The organism is Pseudomonas sp. E1MeOHC2 (assembly GCF_058745025.1).
This window is the reverse complement of the sequence record NZ_CP196675.1, coordinates 4,659,424-4,680,064: the sequence shown is the minus strand read 5'-3', so window position 1 is coordinate 4,680,064 and position 20,641 is coordinate 4,659,424. Positions and strand designations below refer to the sequence as shown.

At 64.1% G+C, this 20,641-nt stretch carries 7 protein-coding genes; 6 read left to right on the top strand and 1 reads right to left on the bottom strand.

Annotation, left to right across the window (positions count from 1 at the left end; all coding sequences use genetic code 11):
- The first annotated feature begins 235 nt into the window (after positions 1-235).
- The 6 genes from ACSSU5_RS21285 to ACSSU5_RS21260 all read left to right on the top strand — a co-directional run bounded on the left by ACSSU5_RS21285 (position 236) and on the right by ACSSU5_RS21260 (position 7,980).
- The gene (locus ACSSU5_RS21285; protein ID WP_264313758.1) at positions 236-2,479 is read left to right on the top strand and encodes a TonB-dependent receptor; all 2,244 of its coding nucleotides are present in this window, start codon (positions 236-238) and stop codon (positions 2,477-2,479) included.
- A gap of 140 nt (positions 2,480-2,619) precedes the next feature.
- Positions 2,620-5,067, top strand: coding sequence for a TonB-dependent receptor plug domain-containing protein (locus ACSSU5_RS21280; protein ID WP_492559742.1), 2,448 nt, complete (start codon positions 2,620-2,622; stop codon positions 5,065-5,067).
- 242 nt (positions 5,068-5,309) lie between these two features.
- Positions 5,310-6,062 carry an ABC transporter permease gene (locus ACSSU5_RS21275; RefSeq protein ID WP_264313760.1) on the top strand — a complete coding sequence of 251 codons (753 nt, stop codon included), beginning with the start codon at positions 5,310-5,312 and terminating at the stop codon, positions 6,060-6,062.
- A 10-nt stretch (positions 6,063-6,072) separates the two neighbouring features.
- The gene (locus ACSSU5_RS21270; RefSeq protein ID WP_264313761.1) at positions 6,073-6,828 is read left to right on the top strand and encodes an ABC transporter permease; all 756 of its coding nucleotides are present in this window, start codon (positions 6,073-6,075) and stop codon (positions 6,826-6,828) included.
- Between the two features lie 11 nt (positions 6,829-6,839).
- Complete coding sequence (locus ACSSU5_RS21265; RefSeq protein ID WP_492559741.1) at positions 6,840-7,625, top strand: ABC transporter ATP-binding protein; 786 nt, start codon at positions 6,840-6,842, stop codon at positions 7,623-7,625.
- A 58-nt stretch (positions 7,626-7,683) separates the two neighbouring features.
- Entirely contained in the window at positions 7,684-7,980 is a 297-nt protein-coding gene (locus ACSSU5_RS21260) for a chorismate mutase (protein WP_264313763.1), read from the top strand.
- A gap of 81 nt (positions 7,981-8,061) precedes the next feature.
- Here the strand turns inward: ACSSU5_RS21260 and ACSSU5_RS21255 are convergent, their stop codons facing one another.
- Complete coding sequence (locus ACSSU5_RS21255; protein ID WP_492559740.1) at positions 8,062-20,409, bottom strand: peroxidase family protein; 12,348 nt, start codon at positions 20,407-20,409, stop codon at positions 8,062-8,064.
- Between the last annotated feature and the right edge of the window lie 232 nt (positions 20,410-20,641).

Below are 20,641 nucleotides of genomic sequence, written 5' to 3'. Positions count from 1 at the left end.
AGCGGGCTTGTCCCGCGAATGGGTTACAAAGCAGCCCCCGGCAATCCCACCCCGAAACTGCTGCCTGACCCGCACCTGCTGCCCCAGCAGCACCCGCCAAGCACCCCACTGCTGCCCTACCTGCAACAGCTCCCTTAAAATCAAATTTAATTCATATAATTCAATATCTTACAAACATGGCACAGTCCCTGCTCTAGCTCTCCCCAACAACGCTTTACATACGGGGAGATCCACCATGCACCAACTCCATCCACTGGCCCGCCAGATCAGCCTCGCGCTGCTGTTGGCCGGCACTGGCGGCCAAGCCGTCGCCGCCAGCGAAGACACCAAGACCGAGCCAGCCCTGGAAACCGTCACCGTCACGGCCCAGCACCGCGAGCAGACCCTGCAGGAAGTACCCGTCGCCGTGTCGGCGATCAAGGGCACCAGCATCACCGCCGACGGCGTGCGCTCGATGGGCGACATCACCACCTTCGTACCCAACGCCTCCGCCAAAAACCCCGACGGCGATGGTCGCCCGCGCTGGTACATCCGTGGCCTGGGCACCGGCGACACAGGGGCCGCGACGGTGTTCCCGGTGGGCATCTACGCCGACGATGTCTACCTCAACGCACCGATCGCCGGGGGCGGCCCTCTGTTCGACCTCGAACGCATCGAGATCCTGCGCGGGCCGCAGGGCACCCTGTATGGCAAGAACACCACGGCGGGCGCGGTCAACGTGATCTCCAAAAAGCCGACCTTCGACACCGACGGCTACGGCACCGTCGGCTTCGGCAGCAAGAACGAACGCATCCTCACCGGTGCCATCGGCGGCGCGCTGGTGGACGAAAAGCTGGCCGGTCGGGTGTCGCTGTACTCCGAAGAGCGTGATGGTTTCCAGAACAACGACTTCGACGGCAACACCTATGGCGACGTGAACAAGAAGGCGATCCGCCTGCAGTTCCTCGCCCAGCTCAACCCCGACCTGGACGCGCTGCTCAAACTGCACAGCCGCCAGTTCAAGGGGGACGGCAGCAACGGCTCGCTGCCCGTAGGCCGCTACTACAACGTCGGTTACGAACGCCCCCATGGCCGCGACATTTCGCTCAACGTCAACGAAGATTACCGCCTCGACCACGACGGCGCATCGCTGACCTTCAACTGGTACCTGGGCGACTACACCCTGACCTCGATCAGCGCCTACGACTACATCCGCAACCGCTCGACCAGCGACGCCGACTACACCCCCTACGAAGTCAACGGCGCCGCAATCACCGACAACAGCTACCGCCAGTGGTCGCAGGAGCTGCGCCTGGCGTCGCCGGAAGACCGCCCGCTGCACTGGCTGGCAGGCGCCCACTACTTCCATGAAGACCTGGACAGCTCAGCCCAGCGCATCATCACGCCGGGCCCGACCCCCAACGGCACCGGCTCCAACCAGGTCGGCACCACCGCATTGCGCGACCTGGGTTACGACCACCGCACCGACAGCTACGCGCTGTTCGGCAACCTGACCTACGACTTCACCGATGACTTCAGCGTCACCGGTGGCCTGCGCTGGACCCAGGAGAAAAAGGACATCGACCTGGACCTGGTGCAACTGACCCGCGCCACGGCCAACGGCCCGCTGATCCCGCTCGGTGGCGTGGGCAGCAACGGCAATCGCCAGGAAGACAAGACCTGGGAAGCCTGGACCTACGACCTGACCCCCGAGTACCGCATCAACGACAACCTGCGGGTGTTCTTCCGCTACGCCCACGGCTTCCGCTCCGGCGGTTTCAACACCGGGCTGTCGACCAGCCTTGCACAGCTGACCACGGTCGATCCGGAAGAGCTGGATGCCTACGAGCTTGGCCTGAAATCCGAATGGTTCGACCGCCGCTTGACGGTCAACGCCAACGTCTTCTACTACGACTACAAAGACATCCAAGTGAACCTGCTGACGGTCAACAACGGCGTCCTCACCACCGCCTTGACCAACGGCGCCAAAGGCAAGGTCAAAGGTGCGGAGCTGGAGATCGAAGGCCAGCCGACCGACCGCCTGCACCTGCGTGCGGCGGTGTCGTTCCTCGACACCGAGTACACCGATTTCAAGAACACCAACCCCACCACCGGCGCTGTGACCGGCGACTACAGCGGCAACAGCTTCGTGCGCTCACCGCGCAACGTGGTGTCGCTGGGGGCCGACTACACCATCCCGCTGCAGGTCGGCGGCAAGCTGGTGGCCGGTGGCGACGTGAGTTTCCGCGACAAGGAGTACTTCCTTGCCGACCGCCAGAGCAGCGCTGACGAAACCCTGAGCCAGCCGCACTACACCCTGGCCAACGCCCGCCTCACCTGGTTCAGCCCCGACGACAAGCTGAGCGTGACCGGCTTCGTCAATAACCTGACCGACCGCCGCTACCAGGTGCATGGCCGGCCCAACGGGACCGCCGGGCAGTACGTGATCACCTACGGCGACCCCCGCACGGTGGGCCTGAGTGTCACCAGCCGCTTCTGAGTTGCCCTTTCGGACCCTATCGCCGGCAAGCCGGCTCCCACAGGTACTTCGCTGAGCCTGAGAACCGTGGGGGCCTGTGGGAGCTGGCTTGCCAGCGATAGGGCCAGCACTGCCAATACATCATTCAGCAGGAATACCCCATGCCCCACTACACCCCCTTGGCCAGCGCCATCGCCCTGGCCATCGGCAGCCTTGCCGTGCCCGCATTCGCCGCAGAACCCGCCGCCAACCTCGACACCGTGGTCGTGGTCGGCACCCACCGCAGCGACGTCACTGCCCTGCAGAGCGCCGCGCCCGTCGATGTGCTGAGCGGCGAAAAACTGCAAGAAACTGGCGCCAGCGACCTGTCCGCCGCGCTCACCGCCTTGTCGCCGTCGTTCAGCTTCCCGCAATCGCCGCAAGGCGCCTTCGCCGGCTCCATCGCCCAAGGCGCCTCGTTGCGCGGCCTGGCCTCCGACCAGGTGCTGGTGCTGGTCAACGGCAAACGCCGCCACACCAGCGCCAACGTCACCCGCCAAGGCCTGGTCAACGCCCGCGGCGCGGCGGCGGTGGACCTCAGCCTGATCCCGCTGTCGGCCATCGAGCGGGTGGAGATACTGCGTGATGGCGCGGCCGCCCAGTACGGTTCGGATGCCATCGCCGGGGTGATCAACATCGTCCTCAAGGAGCGCGACGACGGCGGCAACGCCGGCTACCGCTTCGGCGGCTACAACAAAGGCGACGGCCTGCAGCGCAAGCTCAGCGGCTGGAAAGGCTTTGCCTTGCCCAACGACGGCTTCCTCACCCTGGCCTTCGACGCCGGCAGCCAGGACCCGGCCAGCGATACCCGCGATGACAACCGCATCTTCTACCCAGGCTCGACCAGCATCGACACCCCGCGTGAGCAAAACAACCGCTACCGCAACTGGCGCTGGGGCTCGGGTAACGTCTCTGACCAGTACAACTTCACCGCCAATGCCGAGATGGGCGTTGGCGAGGGCTTGAGCGCCTACGGCTTCGCCACCTATGCGCACAAGAACACCGACGCCGAGAACTTCTTCGACCCGCCCACCACCCTGCGCAACAACTACGGCAGCGTGGCCCTGGCGCGTTACCCCGACGGCCGCCTGCCGGTCACCCGCTATGGCCTGGAAGACTTTGCCGTCACGGGCGGCCTGCGCTTTGAAAACGAAACCCTGGGCAACTTCGACCTCGCGCTGAACTACGGCAACAACCGCGTCGACTCCACCGACCGCGACGCGATCAACCCCAGCTGGGGCAACGCCAGCCCATCGACCATCTACACTGGCCGCCGCGAAGCGGACCAGACCAACCTGACGCTGGACTGGACCCGCGACTACGCCAACGACTGGCTGTTCAAACCCCTGACCGTGTCGGCAGGGCTGGCCTGGCGCCAGGAGAACTACGACCTCACAGCAGGTGACGCAGCCGGCTGGTCCAACGGGCCGCTGTTCAACACCATCGATCCCGTGTCTGGCCGGCGCATTCCCGGTTATTACTCGGGCATCACCCAGGTCGATGCGGTGTCACTCGACCGCCGGGTGATCGGTGCCTACTTCGATGTCGAAGCCCAGCTCACCGAAAAATTCCAGGCGGGCGTCGCGGTGCGCAGCGAGCACTATTCGGACTTTGGCGACACCACCAATGGCAAGCTGTCGCTGCGCTACGACTTCACCCCTGAAATTGCCGCACGGGCCAGCGCCAGCACCGGCTACCGGGCGCCGTCGTTGGTGCAGAGCGGGCTGTCATCGTTCAGCGTGCAGGTGGTCGAGCAGCCACCGGGCAGCGGCAACTGGGTCGAGGTGCAACAGCGCACCCTGCGTGCCGACAGCCCGGAGGCGGCGCTGCTGGGTGGCAAGTCGCTCAAGCCCGAGGAATCGACCAACGTCTCCGTGGGCCTGGTCTGGCGTCCGCTGCCAAACGCCTCGCTTACCCTGGATGCCTACCGCATCGACATCGACAACCGCATCACCCTGTCCGACCAACTGCCGTCGTCGGTGGTCACGCCCATTTTCGCCGGCACGCCCTACGCCAATATCCAGAGCGCTGCGTTCTACACCAACATCGCCGACACCCGCACCGATGGTTTCGAGCTGGCCGGCCACTACCAGCTTGAGCTGGGCGGCTGGGGGCGCCTGGACTTCAACGGCGGCTATGCGCGCAACAACACCCGCATCACCGGGCTGGACGATGTGGGCAGTATCTCCGGCAACCAGATCATCGGCCGCAACACCCAAGGCCTGATCGAGGACGGTACCCCCAAGGACAAGCTGACCTTGAGCGCCAACTGGCTGTATGACGGCTGGAGCGTCACCGTGGCGCAGCGGCGCTATGGCGAATGGCAGAGCCGCAACGCCGCCAACCCGGCGCTGGACCAGACCTTCGGGGCGCAGTGGGTGACCGACCTGGATGTGTCCTACCGCTTCGACCTGGGGCTGACCTTGTCGGCGGGCGCGATCAACCTGTTCGACAGCCACCCGGACAAGCTGGAGGGCGCGCAGCTGTATGGGGTGCCGAAGTATTCCATCACAAGCCCCGAGGGCGCGCAGGGAGCGTTCTACTACACCAGCGTCAGTTACGATTTCTGATCAGCGGCCGCGCTGGCTTCTTCGCGGGCAAGCCCGCTCCCACAGGCCTTGCACCAACCTGTGGGAGCGGGCTTACCCCGCGAAGACGCCAGCACACCTGTTGCTGACGGCCTGCTGCTGGAGCAGCAGCCCTGTGCTGCTCCAGCATCACCTCGTGCTCAGCCCCCGTACTTCCGGGCCTTCACCGCCTGGCACAGCTCTTGCGATAGCCCTTTCTATCGTCTGCTTTCCCAAGGCCCGCCATGCGCTTGCTCTCGCCCCTCTCCTGGTTGATCTCCCCTGTGGCCCTGCTCGCACTCTGGGCCGTGCTGGCCAACAGCGGTCTGTTCCCTGCCAACTTGCTGGTGCCACCCCTGGAGGTCTGGCGCAGTTTCAGCGAGCTGTTGGCCACCGACGAACTGCAGGCGCACCTGGCCGCTAGCCTCTCGCGCCTGGCCCTGGGTTTTGTCGGCGGCGCGCTGGGCGGCCTGGCCTTCGGCACCGCATTGGCCTTGTCGAAAACCGTGCAAGCCTACTGCGCACCGCTGTTTCACACCCTTCGGCAGGTGCCCAGCATCGCCTTGATCCCGATGTTCGTGCTGCTGTTTGGCGTCGATGAAACCTTCAAGATTGTCATCGTTGCCAAGACCGCGTTCTTCCCCGTGGCCCTGGCCACCTGTGAAGGGGTGCGCGCCATCCCGCGCAGCCACTTTGAAGTTGCAGCGGTGTACCGCCTGCGCTGGCCCACGCTGGTGGGCCGTATCGCCCTTCCCGCGGCCGTGCCGGCGATCGTCACTGGTATCCGCATCGCCCTGACTCGCGCCTGGGTGGTGCTGGTGGCATGCGAACTGCTGGCGGCAGATAGCGGGCTGGGCCAGATGATCGAAATGGGCCGGCAGATGCTGCGTATCGACGTGGTGATGGTCGGCGTGGTGGTCACCGGGCTGATCGGCTTCACCCTTGACTACGGCCTGCGTCGCGTCGAACGACGCTTTACCGGCTGGCAGAGCCGCTGAGGAATTGCTGATGACACTGAAAAATCTGCGTGGCCTGGTGTTGCCGTTAGTGCTGCTCGGCGCCTGGGAATACGCCTCGCGTCAAGGTGCTGCCGGTGCCTATGCCTTCGTGCCACTGGCCCAGGTCGGTTCGGCATTGACCGAACTGCTGGGCAGCGGCGAACTGCTGGTCAACCTAGGGGCCAGCCTGCTGCGCACCTGCACGGGCCTTGCCATCGGCGTTGTCGCGGGCATCGGCCTGGGCGCCTTGATGGCCCTGTCGGTGCCGGCCAACCGCCTGATCGCGCCGCTGTTCCATGCCCTGCGCCAGGTGCCGATGCTGGGCTGGATCCCCTTGATCGCCCTGTGGCTTGGCAACGGCGAAAGCGCCAAGCTGCTCATCGTCAGCCTGGCGGCTTTGTACCCCATGGTGCTCAACACCTTCGAGAGCCTGCGCCAAGTCGAGGGCCAGCACCGCGAGGCTGCCCGGGTGCTGATGCTCAGCCGCTCACAGCAGTTGCGCTTGATCCTGCTGCCCGCGGCCTTGCCGGGCATCGCCGCCGGCGTTCTGCAGGCGCTGGCGTTCGCCTGGGTGACCTCGGTGGGTAGCGAACTGTTCCTGTCCTCGGGCGCCGGCCTTGGCAGCCTGATGATGACCGCCGAGGCCGGCGCACGCATGGAGATCATCGTGGTCTGCGTGCTGTGCATCGGCCTGTGCGGCTACCTGATGTCCTGGCTCTGCACCCTCCTCTCCCGCCGCCTGCTGCGCTGGCGCCCGACCCGTTGAAAGGCCCGACCATGAACGCCATCGCCCACGCTTTACCGACCACCGCCACCCACGGCGCACTGACCCTTCGCGGCCTGAGCAAAACCTACGCCCTCAAGGGCAAGCCGATGCAAGTGCTCAAGGACATCGAGCTGAACATCCGGCCTGGTGAATTCGTCAGCATTGTCGGCGCCAGTGGCTGTGGCAAGTCCACGCTGCTGCGGCTGATCGTCGGCCTCGACCAGGACTACCAGGGGCAGATCCTGCTCGACCAGCAACCCGTGCACGGGCCGGGCCTGGAGCGCGGCATCGTGTTCCAGGACCACCGCCTGTTCCCGTGGATGACCCTGCAGCAGAACATTGCCCTGGCCCTTAAAAACCACGCCATGCCGGCCGCGCAGAAGGACCGCCTGGTGGCCGAGCATATCGAACTGGTCGGCCTAAGCGGATACGAACAGGCCTACCCACACCAGCTCTCCGGCGGCATGGCCCAGCGCGCGGCCATTGCCCGGGCGCTGGTGAACAAACCCAAGGTGCTGCTGCTGGACGAGCCGCTGGGCGCCTTGGATGCACTGACCCGAGTGAGGCTGCAACAGGAACTGCAGCGTATCTGGGTGCAGGAGCGCTGCACCGTGATCATGGTCACCCATGACATCGAGGAGGCGCTGTACCTGGGTGACCGGGTGATCGTGATGGATGCCCACCCCGGCAGAATCCGCGAGGACCTGCGCATCGACCTGCCGCACCCGCGCGAGCGCGACAGCGCGTTGCTGCACGACTACAAGCAACGGCTGTTGGGCGAACTGGTGGGGCATTGAGCTGCAAGTGAAATGGCCTGTGGTACTGTGCTGCGACACACCTGAAGGAGACTGCCACATGGACGTACGTTGCACCTCGATCGAGGACGTTCGCTCGCGCATCGATCACATCGACCAGAACCTGGTCGCCCTGCTTGCTCAACGCGGCCAACTGGTCGCCCAGGCGGCGACGTTCAAGAAGACCACCGACGATGTGCGCGCACCGGCGCGGGTCGAGCAGGTGATTGCCAAGGTGCGTGCAATTGCCAGCGAGACAGGCGCATCGCCCGAGGTGGTGGAACGGGTGTACCGGGCGATGATTGCGGCGTTCATCGATGAAGAGCTGAAACTGCATGCCGCGTTGAACGATGAATGAAACGGGGCCGCTTAGCGGCCCCGATGTACATCGACTCTGGTTTAGAAGATTGAGGGCATCCCTTGCCCTCACCTGCGCGACTCACCCCACCAGGACGAAGTCTGCCGCCGTCACAGTCGTGGCGTCGGCTACCCCTACCAGGCGAATCGAGTCGGCAGCGCCGATGCTGACCAGCGTATCGGCGCCGACATCGGCGATGGTGACGTTAGCCGCAAAGGTTGCCGCAGTGATGTTGAATGCAGTGATATCCAGCAGGTCCTGCCCTCCCGCCAGGTTGGCATCGAAGTTGATGATCAGGTCGGCTCCGGAGCCGGCAGCGAACTGGAAGGTATCGTTGCCATCGCTGGCGATCATCGTGTCATCACCCGCGCCGCCGTTGACCGTGTCATCGCCAACCGCACCGTTGATGAAGTCATTGCCGCTACCACCCGACAGGATGTCGTTGCCATCATCACCGAACAGCGTGTCGCTGCCTGCCCCACCGTTCAGGATGTCGTTGCCCAGACCTCCATCAAGGCTGTCGTTGTCGTCGCCGCCGTTCAAGGTATCGTTGCCAACGCCACCCAACAGTTGGTCGTTACCCGCACCACCGTTGAGGGTGTCGTTACCTGAACCACCGGTGATGACGTTGTCCAGGGCGTTACCTGTGCCGACGAAGTTGCCCACCCCGGTATAGCTCAGGTTCTCGATGTTGCTGGCCATGCTGTAGCTGGCTAGCGTGGTACGCACGGTATCCGTACCGGCCCCCGTGGCCTCGATCACTACATCCCCGGCGTTATCCACCACGTAGCTATCGTTGCCGAGACCACCCGCCATGCGGTCGGCACCTGCGTCGCCGTTGAGCGAGTCGTTGCCAGCGCCGCCGATCATGGTGTTGTCCAGCGCGTTACCTGTGCCGACAAAGTTGCCCACCCCGGTATAGCCCAGGTTCTCAATGTTGCTGCTCATTCTGTAGCTGGCTAGCGTGGTACGCACGGTATCCGTACCGGCCCCCGTGGCTTCGATCACTACGTCCCCGGCGTTATCCACCACGTAGCTATCGTTGCCGAGACCACCCGCCATACGGTCGGCACCTGCGTCGCCGTTGAGTGAGTCGTTGCCAGCGCCGCCGATCATGGTGTTGTCCAGCGCGTTACCTGTGCCGACAAAGTTGCCCACCCCGGTATAGCCCAGGTTCTCAATGTTGCTGCTCATTCTGTAGCTGGCTAGCGTGGTACGCACGGTATCCGTACCGGCCCCCGTGGCTTCGATCACTACGTCCCCGGCGTTATCCACCACGTAGCTATCGTTGCCGAGACCACCCGCCATACGGTCGGCACCTGCGTCGCCGTTGAGTGAGTCGTTGCCAGCGCCGCCGATCATGGTGTTGTCCAGCGCGTTACCTGTGCCGACGAAGTTGCCCACCCCGGTATAGCCCAGGTTCTCAATGTTGCTGCTCATTCTGTAGCTGGCTAGCGTGGTACGCACGGTATCCGTACCGGCCCCCGTGGCCTCGATCACTACGTCCCCGGCGTTATCCACCACGTAGCTATCGTTGCCGAGACCACCCGCCATACGGTCGGCACCTGCGTCGCCGTTGAGTGAGTCGTTGCCAGCGCCGCCGATCATGGTGTTGTCCAGCGCGTTACCTGTGCCGACGAAGTTGCCCACCCCGGTATAGCCCAGGTTCTCAATGTTGCTGCTCATTCTGTAGCTGGCTAGCGTGGTACGCACGGTATCCGTACCGGCCCCCGTGGCTTCGATCACTACGTCCCCGGCGTTATCCACCACGTAGCTATCGTTGCCGAGACCACCCGCCATGCGGTCGGCACCTGCGCCGCCGTTGAGCGAGTCGTTGCCAGCACCGCCGATCATGATGTTATCCAGCGCGTTACCTGTGCCGACGAAGTTGCCCACCCCGGTATAGCCCAGGTTCTCAATGTTGCTGCTCATGCCGTAGCTGGCTAGCGTGGTACGCACGGTATCCGTACCGGCCCCCGTGGCCTCGATCACTACGTCCCCGGCGTTATCCACCACGTAGCTATCGTTGCCGAGACCACCCGCCATGCGGTCGGCACCTGCGCCGCCATTGAGCGAGTCGTTGCCAGCACCGCCGATCATGATGTTATCCAGCGCGTTACCTGTGCCGACGAAGTTGCCCACCCCGGTATAGCCCAGGTTCTCAATGTTGCTGCTCATGCTGTAGCTGGCTAGCGTGGTACGCACGGTATCCGTACCGGCCCCCGTGGCCTCGATCACTACGTCCCCGGCGTTATCCACCACGTAGCTATCGTTGCCGAGACCACCCGCCATGCGGTCGGCACCTGCGCCGCCATTGAGCGAGTCGTTGCCAGCACCGCCGATCATGATGTTATCCAGCGCGTTACCTGTGCCGACGAAGTTGCCCACCCCGGTATAGCCCAAGTTCTCAATGTTGCTGCTCATTCTGTAGCTGGCTAGCGTGGTACGCACGGTATCCGTACCGGCCCCCGTGGCCTCGATCACTACATCCCCGGCGTTATCCACCACGTAGCTATCGTTGCCGAGACCGCCCACCATGCGGTCGGCACCTGCGCCGCCATTGAGCGAGTCGTTGCCAGCACCGCCAGTCATGGTGTTGTCCAGCGCGTTACCGCCAGCGATGATGTTGCCTACCCCGGTATAGATCAGGTTCTCGATGTTGCTGGCCATGACGTAGCTGGCTAGCGTGGTACGCACGGTATCCGTACCGGCCCCCGTGGCCTCGATCACTACATCTCCGACGTTATCCACCACGTAGGTATCGTTGCCGAGACCGCCCTCCATGCGGTCGGCACCTGCGCCGCCGTCGAGGAGGTCGTTGTCAAGCCCACCGCTGAGGATGTCGTTGCCAAGCCCGCCAAACAGCTGGTCGGCACCGTCCAGACCTGAGATCACGTCATCGCCCGCGCTCCCACTCAGGAAATCGTTACCGTTGGTGCCGACCAGCGTCAACCCTGGCACTGGAGCAGTCGCCGCCGAGGTGATTGACTCCTGGGTGCCGAAGGCGTCGGTGTAGCGCACGATCACCTGCAACTGCTGATTTCCCTGATTGAGGCCCGGGGTGAAGGTGGCCGCAGTTGCGCCAATGATGTCGCTGAAGACCCCGCCAGTACCTTGCTGCCACTGGAAGCTGAACGCTCCCAGACCGTCAAGGTCGGCAATACTGCCGGTAAGTGCCGTCAGCACTTGCCCCTGAGCCGGTGTAGTGTCGCTGATCAGTACCGCTCCGGTCGGTGCATCGTTGGCGTTGGCCACCGGGTCGAGGATGTCGGAGGCGATGCTTTCATGCACGCCGAAGTCATCCACGTAGCTGACCACCACCCGCATGTTCTGCCCCACCTGGGCCTGGGTCAGGACGAAGGTGCTGCCAATGGCGCCAACGATGTTGACCCAGCCAAGCCCCCGGTTCGACTGCCACTGGAAGGTGAACTGCGGATTGCTCAGGCCGTCGGCATCGACGATGGTCGCCGTATTGGCGGTCAGCGTCTGGTTCTGCACCAGCAGCCCGGTCACGGCCGGCCCGGCGCTCGGCGCGCTGTTCGGTGCCGAATCGACGATCTCCAGGGTGCCCTTGGCATCCTGATACACCGCCCGCACCCGAATGCTCAGCCCCGCCACATCGTCCGCGACCCGGTAGGTGCTGCCAATTGCCCGCGACACCTCGCCTGCGGCGACGAAGGTGATGTCCTCGTACACACCCGAGCCCGGCAGTTGCTCGACCTGCCAGTAGTAGGCGACCGGCCCGTTGACCGCACCGGTGGGGTTGCTTGCACTGACGTTGTCGGCATCGTGCACCGCCAGGTCAGAGACACGCAGCAGTTGCCCTGCTACAGGTGCGTCCGCACGCCCGCCCGTGGCATCGTCAAGGATCGCCAAGTGGCCCGATGGGTCAGCGTTGACGGCCGTGCCGACACCGGAGGCAATGGCACGGTCAGAGAACTGCAGACGCTCGATGCCGGTCAACCGATCGACACCATCACGCCCCGCCACCAGGTCGGTGACGATGACCGCATTGCCATCGACCACCACGTTGTAGTCGGTCGCAACCCCCGAGAACAGCGCGGTATCGAAGCTGTCAGTGCCGTTCAGGATCTCCCGCACGATCACCAGCTGGCCTGGGTTGTAGGTACCGTTGAGCATCAGCGGCACCATGGGCTCCATGCTGTCGAACGTGGCGATTTCCGGGCCGGTGCCATCGCTGTTGGCGCGTACGCTGATGCGCACGTTGAGCCACTTGTCACCGTCGAGAATATCGTCGCCGCCGCGGCCTTCGATCAGGTCGCTGCCGCTGCCGCCAAGGATGATGTTGCCGCCATCGTAGAAGGTCGCACCGGCAGCCAACAGGTCGGCCAGGCCGTTGATCAGGCTGATGTTGGTCAACACGCTGCCATTGGCACCGGCGGTGGGCAGCGAGGCGGCATCTTCGTTGTCACCGCGCAGGAAGTCGCCGTGTGCCGAACCCGAGAGCCCTTCCATGATGTCGAAGCGCACCAGTGCCGAAGCACCCGATCCCGGCACCGGTGGCACATCGAAGAAGCGGTCGGTGTAGTCGATGGTCACGCCCTGGGCAAGCCCTTTGAAGGTTGCCCAGTCGTAGCCGGAGCCGCCGATATAGCGGTCACCGAAGCCGAGGCTGCCGACCATGATGTCGTCGCCACCTTCACCGTTGAACTTGTCGTTTTCGTTGCCGCCGATGAACACATCGTGGCCGATCACTGGGTCGTTGCCGAGTGGGTCGAAGTTGTCACCAGGCGCACCGTCCGAGGTGCCCTTCTCGATCCAGTCGTCGCCTTCGTTGCCCATGTCCTGTTCGTTGGCCTTGCTGCCCAGGATGAAGTCATTGCCTTGGCCGCCAATGGCCTCGGAAGCATCCTCGCCGGTGACGATGAAGTCGTTGCCAAAGCCACCAATGATCAGGTTGACGCCATTACCGCCGTGCAGCACGTCATTGCCGTCGCCGCCCTGGATATTGTCGTCGCCGCCCACGTCGCTGATGATGTCGTCGCCGGCACCACCGCGCAGTTGGTCGTTGCCATTGCCGCCTTCGATGCGATCGTTGCCGGCATCACCCCACACCGTGTCGTCACCACCGCCAGAGACGAGGATATCGTCGCCGTTGGTGCCGCCCAGCACGATGTGCTCTTCACCGGCGTAGCGGATGTAGTTGGTGTCTGGCCCTGCGGTCAGCGGGTTGTCGCGGAACACCACCTGCTGGCCGTTATCGCCCAGCGGGTCGACATTGCCCAGGCCATCGTTGTACTGCTTGCTGCGGTCCACTTCGAGGTAGAACGCCGGGTCAGAGAACACCAGGCCCGGCAAGTGGGTGGCCGAGGTGTTGGCCATAATCAGCTTGGCGAACGAGTTGCTTTCAAGCTCGGCATTCATCGACAGGCCAGCGGTGCGTTCCAGGTAGTAGAAGCGGTCGCCGTCCTGGAGTTTTTCCAGCTGGTTCTCGAACACGAAGTTGAAGGTCGAGCCGAGCATGCCGCCGAACGGAGTTTTCGCTTCGGCAAGGCCGCCGATCCACAGGTCGATGGCATCGACCCCGGTCACCGTGACGGCCTTGAGGTCATCGGCGGTGCCCAGCACACCGTCCTTGCCGGGCAGCGTCACGTTGGCCCAGGCCCCGGTACCGTTGAGGAAGTCCAGCCGGTCGAGCGGCGAACCGTCACCGCCGAACACCAACGCCATGGCCGCCGCGCGCTTGTCCACCAGGGTAGTCGCCCCGGTGATGGTGCTGTGGGTGCCGTAGGCGGCGATGAAGTTGATCAACGACTCTGGATGCTTGAGGTGCTGCACCAGGTCGACCCAGCTGCTGTAAGGCTTGAGTTGGGTATCACCGGTTTGCCCGAAGATGTCGCGGCGCACGGCGTTGAGCGAAGGAATCCCTACATCGCGGCCACGGGCGATGTTGATCGCCGGCAGGTCGAGCGGCAGGCCAAGCAGGTTGTTGCGCAGCGCCTCGGTGACGAACTCGTCGATTTCGTTACCGGCCTGGCGCGTGACCCCGCGCACGATGGCGCTGGTCGCGTCCTCGGGCGTGACACCACTGGCGGCGTACGCCAACGGGTTGAGGAACGCGGCAATCAAGCCAAGCTGCTGATCGGGGTTGGTGCTAGTCGGGTCATTGACCACGTTGAAGTCGATGTCGAAACGGTCGACGGTTTCGGTCAGCATCGAGTGGCCGAAGCGGTACACGGTGTGCGCGAACTCGGCGACGATCGAGGCATCGAGGTCGACGTCATAGACCTGGGTCGGGGCGAAGAACAGGTCAACGCGGGGCTGAATGGTGCGGGCGAACTCCTCGAACACCAGGTGCTGATACTGCATCTCGGTGCCGAACTTGGCTGCCTGGAACAGCCGCTCGCCATTCCACACCAAAGCATCGATCTCGGCCTGGCTGGCAGGCAGCGCGTTGACCGGGTTGAGCAGCCACTCGTTGAGGAAGGCCACGTCACCCGCATCGAGCACGGTGTCCTTGGTCTGCGCCACCAGCCGGTTGTGCTCGGCGTGGAAGATCGCATGCACAGCGGTCAGGCCGATGTTTTCGTTGACCCGGCCGTCGCCGGCAATGTAGTGCGCATCCAGCAGCTCGTTGTCGTAGGCCAGGTTGGCACCTGTCTGCGGGTTGACCGGCACGGCGTTGCCGACCAACGCATCGGCATCCGGCGCCAGCACGCCACCGCTGAACACCGGCACGGCATTGTGGGCGATGTCGGCAAGGAACTGATGGCCTGTGCGCACGGCATTGGTCAGGTCGATCGGGGCCAGCGGGTTGCCTTCGACCAGCACGTCATCCGCTGTGCCGCCAAGGCCGTCGGCGCCCTTCATCACCACCATCGGGTAGCCATTTGGCCCCTTGATGAAGTTGCCATAGGCGTCGGTCGCCAGCAGCGGAACGTTGTCGACGTCGGCATCGGTGAGGTGAATGCCGAGCAGGTCGTTGGCCTGCGCCTTGACCACTTTCCAGGTCGCCATGCCACCGATTTCACTGTCGTCCGCACTGCCGAACTTGCCATCGGCGCCAAGGTCACGGTTGGTGATCAGCCGGCCAGTGGCGACTGGGCCTTGGTCGGTCATCTGATAGCCGCGCAGGAACACCTGGTGCGAGGGGTGCGAGCTGTAGGTCTGGTTCTGGTCCACGAACGGCGTGGTGGTATTGGTGTGCTCATGAATATCGTCGGCGTTGCCAAGGATGCCATCCGGCCCGGGCAGGTTGGTGGCACGGGTCAGCACCATGAAGTTGGCGTTGCCGCCCGGCACGTACAGGGGGTCATCCGGTTGCAGCGGAATGAACACAGTGCCCGAGCCGCCTTTGGTGACCAGGTCCAGGCCATGGTCGAAGAACTGCCCGAAGAAGGTCATCCAGGCGTTGAACGGCGCAGACAGCCCGGCATCCGCCGTGGTGTTTTCGAACAGGTAGACATCGTGGTCGTCCGTGGTGCCGAACTGGCCATCCAGGCCAGGGCTTGCGACGATCCGCACGCCATCTTTGAGCACGTCGTCATTGCCCGGCGTGCCGAAGTTGAGCACACCGTCCGCACCGGGGTCGTAGGCCGTGGCGTAGGCCGCCGGGTTATTCGAGGTCTGATCGACGATCAGGTTGCTGATGGTGCGCGGTTGCGAGTCGAACACCGCACCGCTGGTCTGCTGGTAGGACGACCCCGGTATGGCAGGCGAGCCGGGGCCGAAGAAGCCGGCCGGCGCGCCTTCGGCCGGGTTGAACACCGGGTCGGTCAGGCGTGGGAAGACGTTGTCGGCGGCACCGAATTGGGTGTTGTTGGTGCCGTTGAGGTTCATCAGGTTGTTGTTCGAGCCGTCCACTGCACGCAGGCCCAGGGGCGCGCGGATGTTCGGGACCAGCGAGAGAATGTCTTGCCCGGCGGCATCGGCCTCGGCGATCTTGATCTGGGCCAGGATAAAGTTAAGGTCGGAGCGGACCATTTGCAGGCCCGCACCACCTTCGCTGGCATCGACCACAGGCGTTGGCGCCGTAGGTACCACGGGCGCGCCAGGCTCAACCACGGCAGTGGGCTGGGAGAACAGCACCTCGGTGGTACCATGGGCGTCCTGGTAGATCGCCTTGACCCGCAGCGACAACCCGGCCAGGTCCGGCGAGACCTTGAACGCCGTGCCATCGGCGCTCTGGAACGCCAGGTCGCCGGCCGGCAGCAGGATGATGTCCTCGAACACACCGCTACCCGGGTCCGCCTCGAACTGCCAGTAGTAGGACACCGAGGTGTTGTTGAGCAGGCCTTGCGGGTTGGTCGGCGAAATGTTGTCGCCATCCAGCACCCCGGCCATGCTCACGGTCAGCATGTCGCCTACCGTTATCGCGCCGCCGTTGCCGTCGGTGACGGTCGGGCTGCCGGTAGGCTGGGCATTCACCCCTGGCACCAGCACCCGCTGGCCGTCGGAGAATTGCAGGCGCTCGATATGCAGCAGGGTATCGGTGCCGTCACCGCCGACGGTATCGGTTACCGTCCATATATCGTCCGCCACATCGGCCGTGCCCCGGGTGTTCTGGGTGACCACGTAGTCGGCCTGAAGACCGGAGAACACGGCGGTATCGAAGGCAGCCCCGCCCGTCGAGGTGCCCGGCAGGATTTCCCGCACGGCCTTGAGCTGGCCAGGGTTGTAGGTGCGGTCGAGCATGAACGGGATCATGTCGACCATGCTGTCGAAGCTGGCGATTTCCGGCCCGGTATGGTTGACATCATCCGGGGCATACACGGCGATCCGCACGTTGATCCACTTGTCACCGTCGATCAGGTCATCGCCACCACGGCCCTCGATCAGATCGCTACCATTGCCGCCGAGGATGATGTTGCCGGTGGCAAAGCCCGTAGTGGGCAAGCCGGCGTCAGCCAGGAACTGCTCCAGCCCACGGATCAATGCCACGTTGGTCAGCGCACTGCCGGTGGCACCGCCGTGGTTGAGAATGGTGACCGCATCGACGTCATCGCCTTTGAGCACATCGCCGAATTTGGAACCGGACAACCCTTCGACTTCGGCAAAGCGATCGAGGATCGAGGCCGGCGAGGCGCCGACCGGGTTGAACACCCCGGCGTTCTGGTTCGGCGCGTTGCCATGGGGCTGCGCCAGCGCGGCCAGGCTCAGGTCGACGGTCACGCCGACCTGGTCATTCTTGTAGGTCACCCAGTCGAAACCGGACATACCGTCCATCTTGTCCTGGGCATCGCTGCCGACAAAGATGTCATCACCGCCTTCGCCGATCATTTCGTCGAAGCCACCGCCACCGACGAAGATGTCGTTGCCGATCACTTCGTCACCCAGAAGGGGCGCGAAGTTGTCGCCGGGGGCGCCGTCCTGGGTGCCCTTCTCGATCCAGTCATCGCCCTCGTTGCCGGTCGGTGGCAGGTTGGTCTTGGCGCCGAGGATGAAGTCGTCGCCCTGGCCGCCGAAGGTGGTGCTGATGTCTTCGGTGGTGATGATGAAGTCCTGGCCGTCGCCACCCAAAATCAGGTTGCCGGCGACCCCCATGCTGCCGGCTACGATCACATCGTTACCGGCGTTGCCTTCCAGGCGGTTGTCGCCAAACGAGTCGGTGATGATGTCGTCGCCCGCGCCGCCCAGCACCGCATCGTTACCCGCCCCGCCTTCGAGGCGGTCGTTGCCGCCGTCGCCGTAGACAGTGTCGTCACCTTCGCCTGAGATGATGATGTCATTGCCTGCGGTGCCACCGAGGACCACATGGTCTTCACCGGTGTAGTGCAGGTAGTTGCTGTCGGCGCCCACGGTATCCGGGTTGTCGCGGATCACCAGCGGCACGATTTCCTGGCCGTAGATCAGGATGCCGCCCGTTGGGTCGGCCTTGCCGTCGGCACCCAGCCCGGTGAACTGGTTGGCCTGGTTCACTTCGAGGGTGAAGGTGGGCGTCAGGAACACGGTGTTGGACAGGTGGGTGACATCGGAGTTGAGCATGATCAGCTTGGCGAAGGAGTTGTTTTCAAGCTCCGTGCCGAAGTTCGTGCCCGCCATGCGCGACAGGTAGTAGAAGCGGTCGCCGTTCTGCAGCGCTTCCATCTGGGTTTCGAAAATGAAGTTGAAGCTCGACCCGAGCATGCCGCCGAACGGCATCTTCTGCTCGGCCAGGCCACCGACCCAGAAGTCAATGGTGTCAACGCCGGTGATGGTTACCCCGGTCACGTCGTCGGCAGTGCCCAGCACCCCGTCTTTACCGGCCTGGGTCACGTTGGCCCAGGCGCCGGTACCGTTGAGGAAGTCGAGGCGGTCCGCCGGCGCGCCGTCGCCACCGAATACCAGGGCCATGGCCGCCGCGCGCTTGTCTGCCAGCGTGGTGGCCCCTGTGATCGAAGCATGGGTACCGTATGCAGCGATGAAGTTGACCAGCGATGCGGGGTGCTTGAGGTGGTCGGCAAAGTCGACCCAACTGATGTACGCCTTGAGCTGGCTGTCGCCGGTCGCGGTATAGAACTCACGACGGGCCTCGTTCAGCGACGGGATGCCGGTGTCGCGCCCGCGTGCCAGGTTCAGTGCCGGCAGGTCGAGCGGCAGGCCCAGCAGGTTGTTGCGCAGCGCTTCGGTGACGAACTCGTCGATCTCGTTGCCAACCTGACGCGTCACGCCACGGATAATCGCCCCGGCCGCCTCATCGGCGGTCGCCCCACTGCCGGCGAACGCCAACGGGTTGAGGAAGGCGGCGATCAGGCCGAGCTGCTGGTCGGGGTTGTTGGGGTCGGAGAGGATCGGGTTGAACTCAGGGTCGAAGCGGTCGACGGTCTCGGTCAGCATCGAGTGACCGAAGCGGTACACCACATGGGCGAACTCGGCGAGGATGGCCGGGTTGATCGAGGTGTCATAACCGTTGGGCGCCAGGAATTCGTCGATCTGCGGCTGGATGGTGCGCGCGAATTCTTCGAACACCAGGTGCTGGTACTGCATCTCGGTGCCGACCTTGGCCGCCTGGAACAGGCGTTCGCCGTCCCACACCAACGCGGCGATAGCGGCGGGTGTGGTCGGTAGGGCGGCAACGTCATCCACCAGCCATTCGTTGAGGAAGGCCAGATCGCCCGCGGCAAGGATAGTGTCCTTGGACTGCTGGACCAGGCGGTTGTGTTCGGAGTGGAACACATGGTGCACGGCGGTCAGGCCGATGTTTTCGTTCACCCGGCCGTCGCCGGCGATGTAGTGGGCGTCGAGCAGTTCGTTGTCATAGGTCAGGTTGTTGCCACCTGCTCCCACTTGCTGGGCATTGCCCACGTCGCTGTCGGCGTCGGCCTGCAGCACGCCGCCGACCACTACAGGGGCCGCGTTGTGGGCGATGTCGTCAAGGAAGCCATGCCCGGTGCTCACGGCATTGGCCAGGCTGATGGGCGCGGCGCGATTGCCTTCGACCAGCTGGGTCACGTCATCGGCGGTCCCGGCGATACCGTCAGCGCCGTTGCTGACGCGCATCACCACCTGTGGCATGCCGTTGGGCCCCCGCAGGAAGTTGCCATAGGCATCGGTCGCCAGCAGCGGCACGTTGTGCACGTCGGCATCGGTCAGGTTGATACCGAGCACGTCACGGGCCTGGGCCTTGACCACGGCCCAGGTGGCCATGCCGCCACCCTCGCCATTGCCATCGTCAGCCGTGCCGAATTTGCCGTCAGCGCCCAGGTCACGATTGGTGATCAGGTTCCCGGTGGCGATCGGGTCGCCCGCGGCGTTGAGCATGTACTCGCGCAGGAACACCTGATGCGAGGGGTGTGAGCTGTAGGTCTGGCTCTGGTCCACGAACGGCGAGGTGGTGTTGGGCTGGCTATCGTCTGCGGTGCCGACCACGCCGTCCGCGCCGGCCGTGCGCACGGCACGCGACAGCACCATGAAGTTGGTCGGGCTGTCGGGCACGTACAACGGATCATCCGGCTGCAGCGGAATGAACACGATGTCGGTCGCGCTTTTGGTCACCAGGTCCAGGCCGTGATCGAAGAACTGGCCAAAGAAGGTCATCCAGGCGTTGAAGCCAGCGGTCAGGCCCGCGTCTGCCGACTGGTTGGGGATGAAGAACACCGGTTTGTCATCACTGGTGCCGAACACGCCGTCAAGGCCGGGGCTCATCACCGGCGCGGCGCCACCATTGGCCTCGACTGCGGCCGGGTTGTTCGGCGTCTGGTCGACGATCAGGTTACTGATGATGCGAGGCTGCGCGTCGACCACCGTGCCGGTTCCGACGTAGGCCGCACGATAGGCGGGGTCGAGCAAGCGCAGGAACGCGTTGTCGGCGGCGCCGAACTCGCTTTGCCCAGTCACCAGGTTATTGAAGCTGCCGTCCACGGTGCGCAAGCCGAACGGCACCTGGCTGTTGGGCAGCAGATCGGTGAGATTGGCGCCCTTGGCGTGGGCTTCGGCGATAAAGATCTGCTTGAGGATGAACTCCAGGTCCGACTTGCTGAAATTGGCCATTTCAATTGCCCTCGATCTATCGGGAGAGAGAAACAGGGCAACAGGGTCCTTCCCGCGCCCAGTCAATGCTGACGTGCGCAGTTCGTGGTTCGTGGTTCGATGACGTCTGGTTAAACGCGATCCCTGTAGGTGCGGCCTTGCCGGGCGACCCTACAGGGCCCGAATAATCAAGACTAAAGTCGCAGAGTCAAACCTTGTCAATGAACCGTCGAAAAAATGACTCTCGATGATA

What these genes read in the sequence shown, in the direction of transcription:
- ACSSU5_RS21285 (WP_264313758.1), top strand. Translation starts at nt 236, where the DNA reads ATGCACCAACTCCATCCACTGGCCCGCCAGATCAGCCTCGCGCTGCTG.
- ACSSU5_RS21280 (WP_492559742.1), top strand. Translation starts at nt 2,620, where the DNA reads ATGCCCCACTACACCCCCTTGGCCAGCGCCATCGCCCTGGCCATCGGC.
- ACSSU5_RS21275 (WP_264313760.1), top strand. Translation starts at nt 5,310, where the DNA reads ATGCGCTTGCTCTCGCCCCTCTCCTGGTTGATCTCCCCTGTGGCCCTG.
- ACSSU5_RS21260 (WP_264313763.1), top strand. Translation starts at nt 7,684, where the DNA reads ATGGACGTACGTTGCACCTCGATCGAGGACGTTCGCTCGCGCATCGAT.
- ACSSU5_RS21265 (WP_492559741.1), top strand. Translation starts at nt 6,840, where the DNA reads ATGAACGCCATCGCCCACGCTTTACCGACCACCGCCACCCACGGCGCA.
- ACSSU5_RS21255 (WP_492559740.1), bottom strand. Translation starts at nt 20,409, where the DNA reads ATGGCCAATTTCAGCAAGTCGGACCTGGAGTTCATCCTCAAGCAGATC.
- ACSSU5_RS21270 (WP_264313761.1), top strand. Translation starts at nt 6,073, where the DNA reads ATGACACTGAAAAATCTGCGTGGCCTGGTGTTGCCGTTAGTGCTGCTC.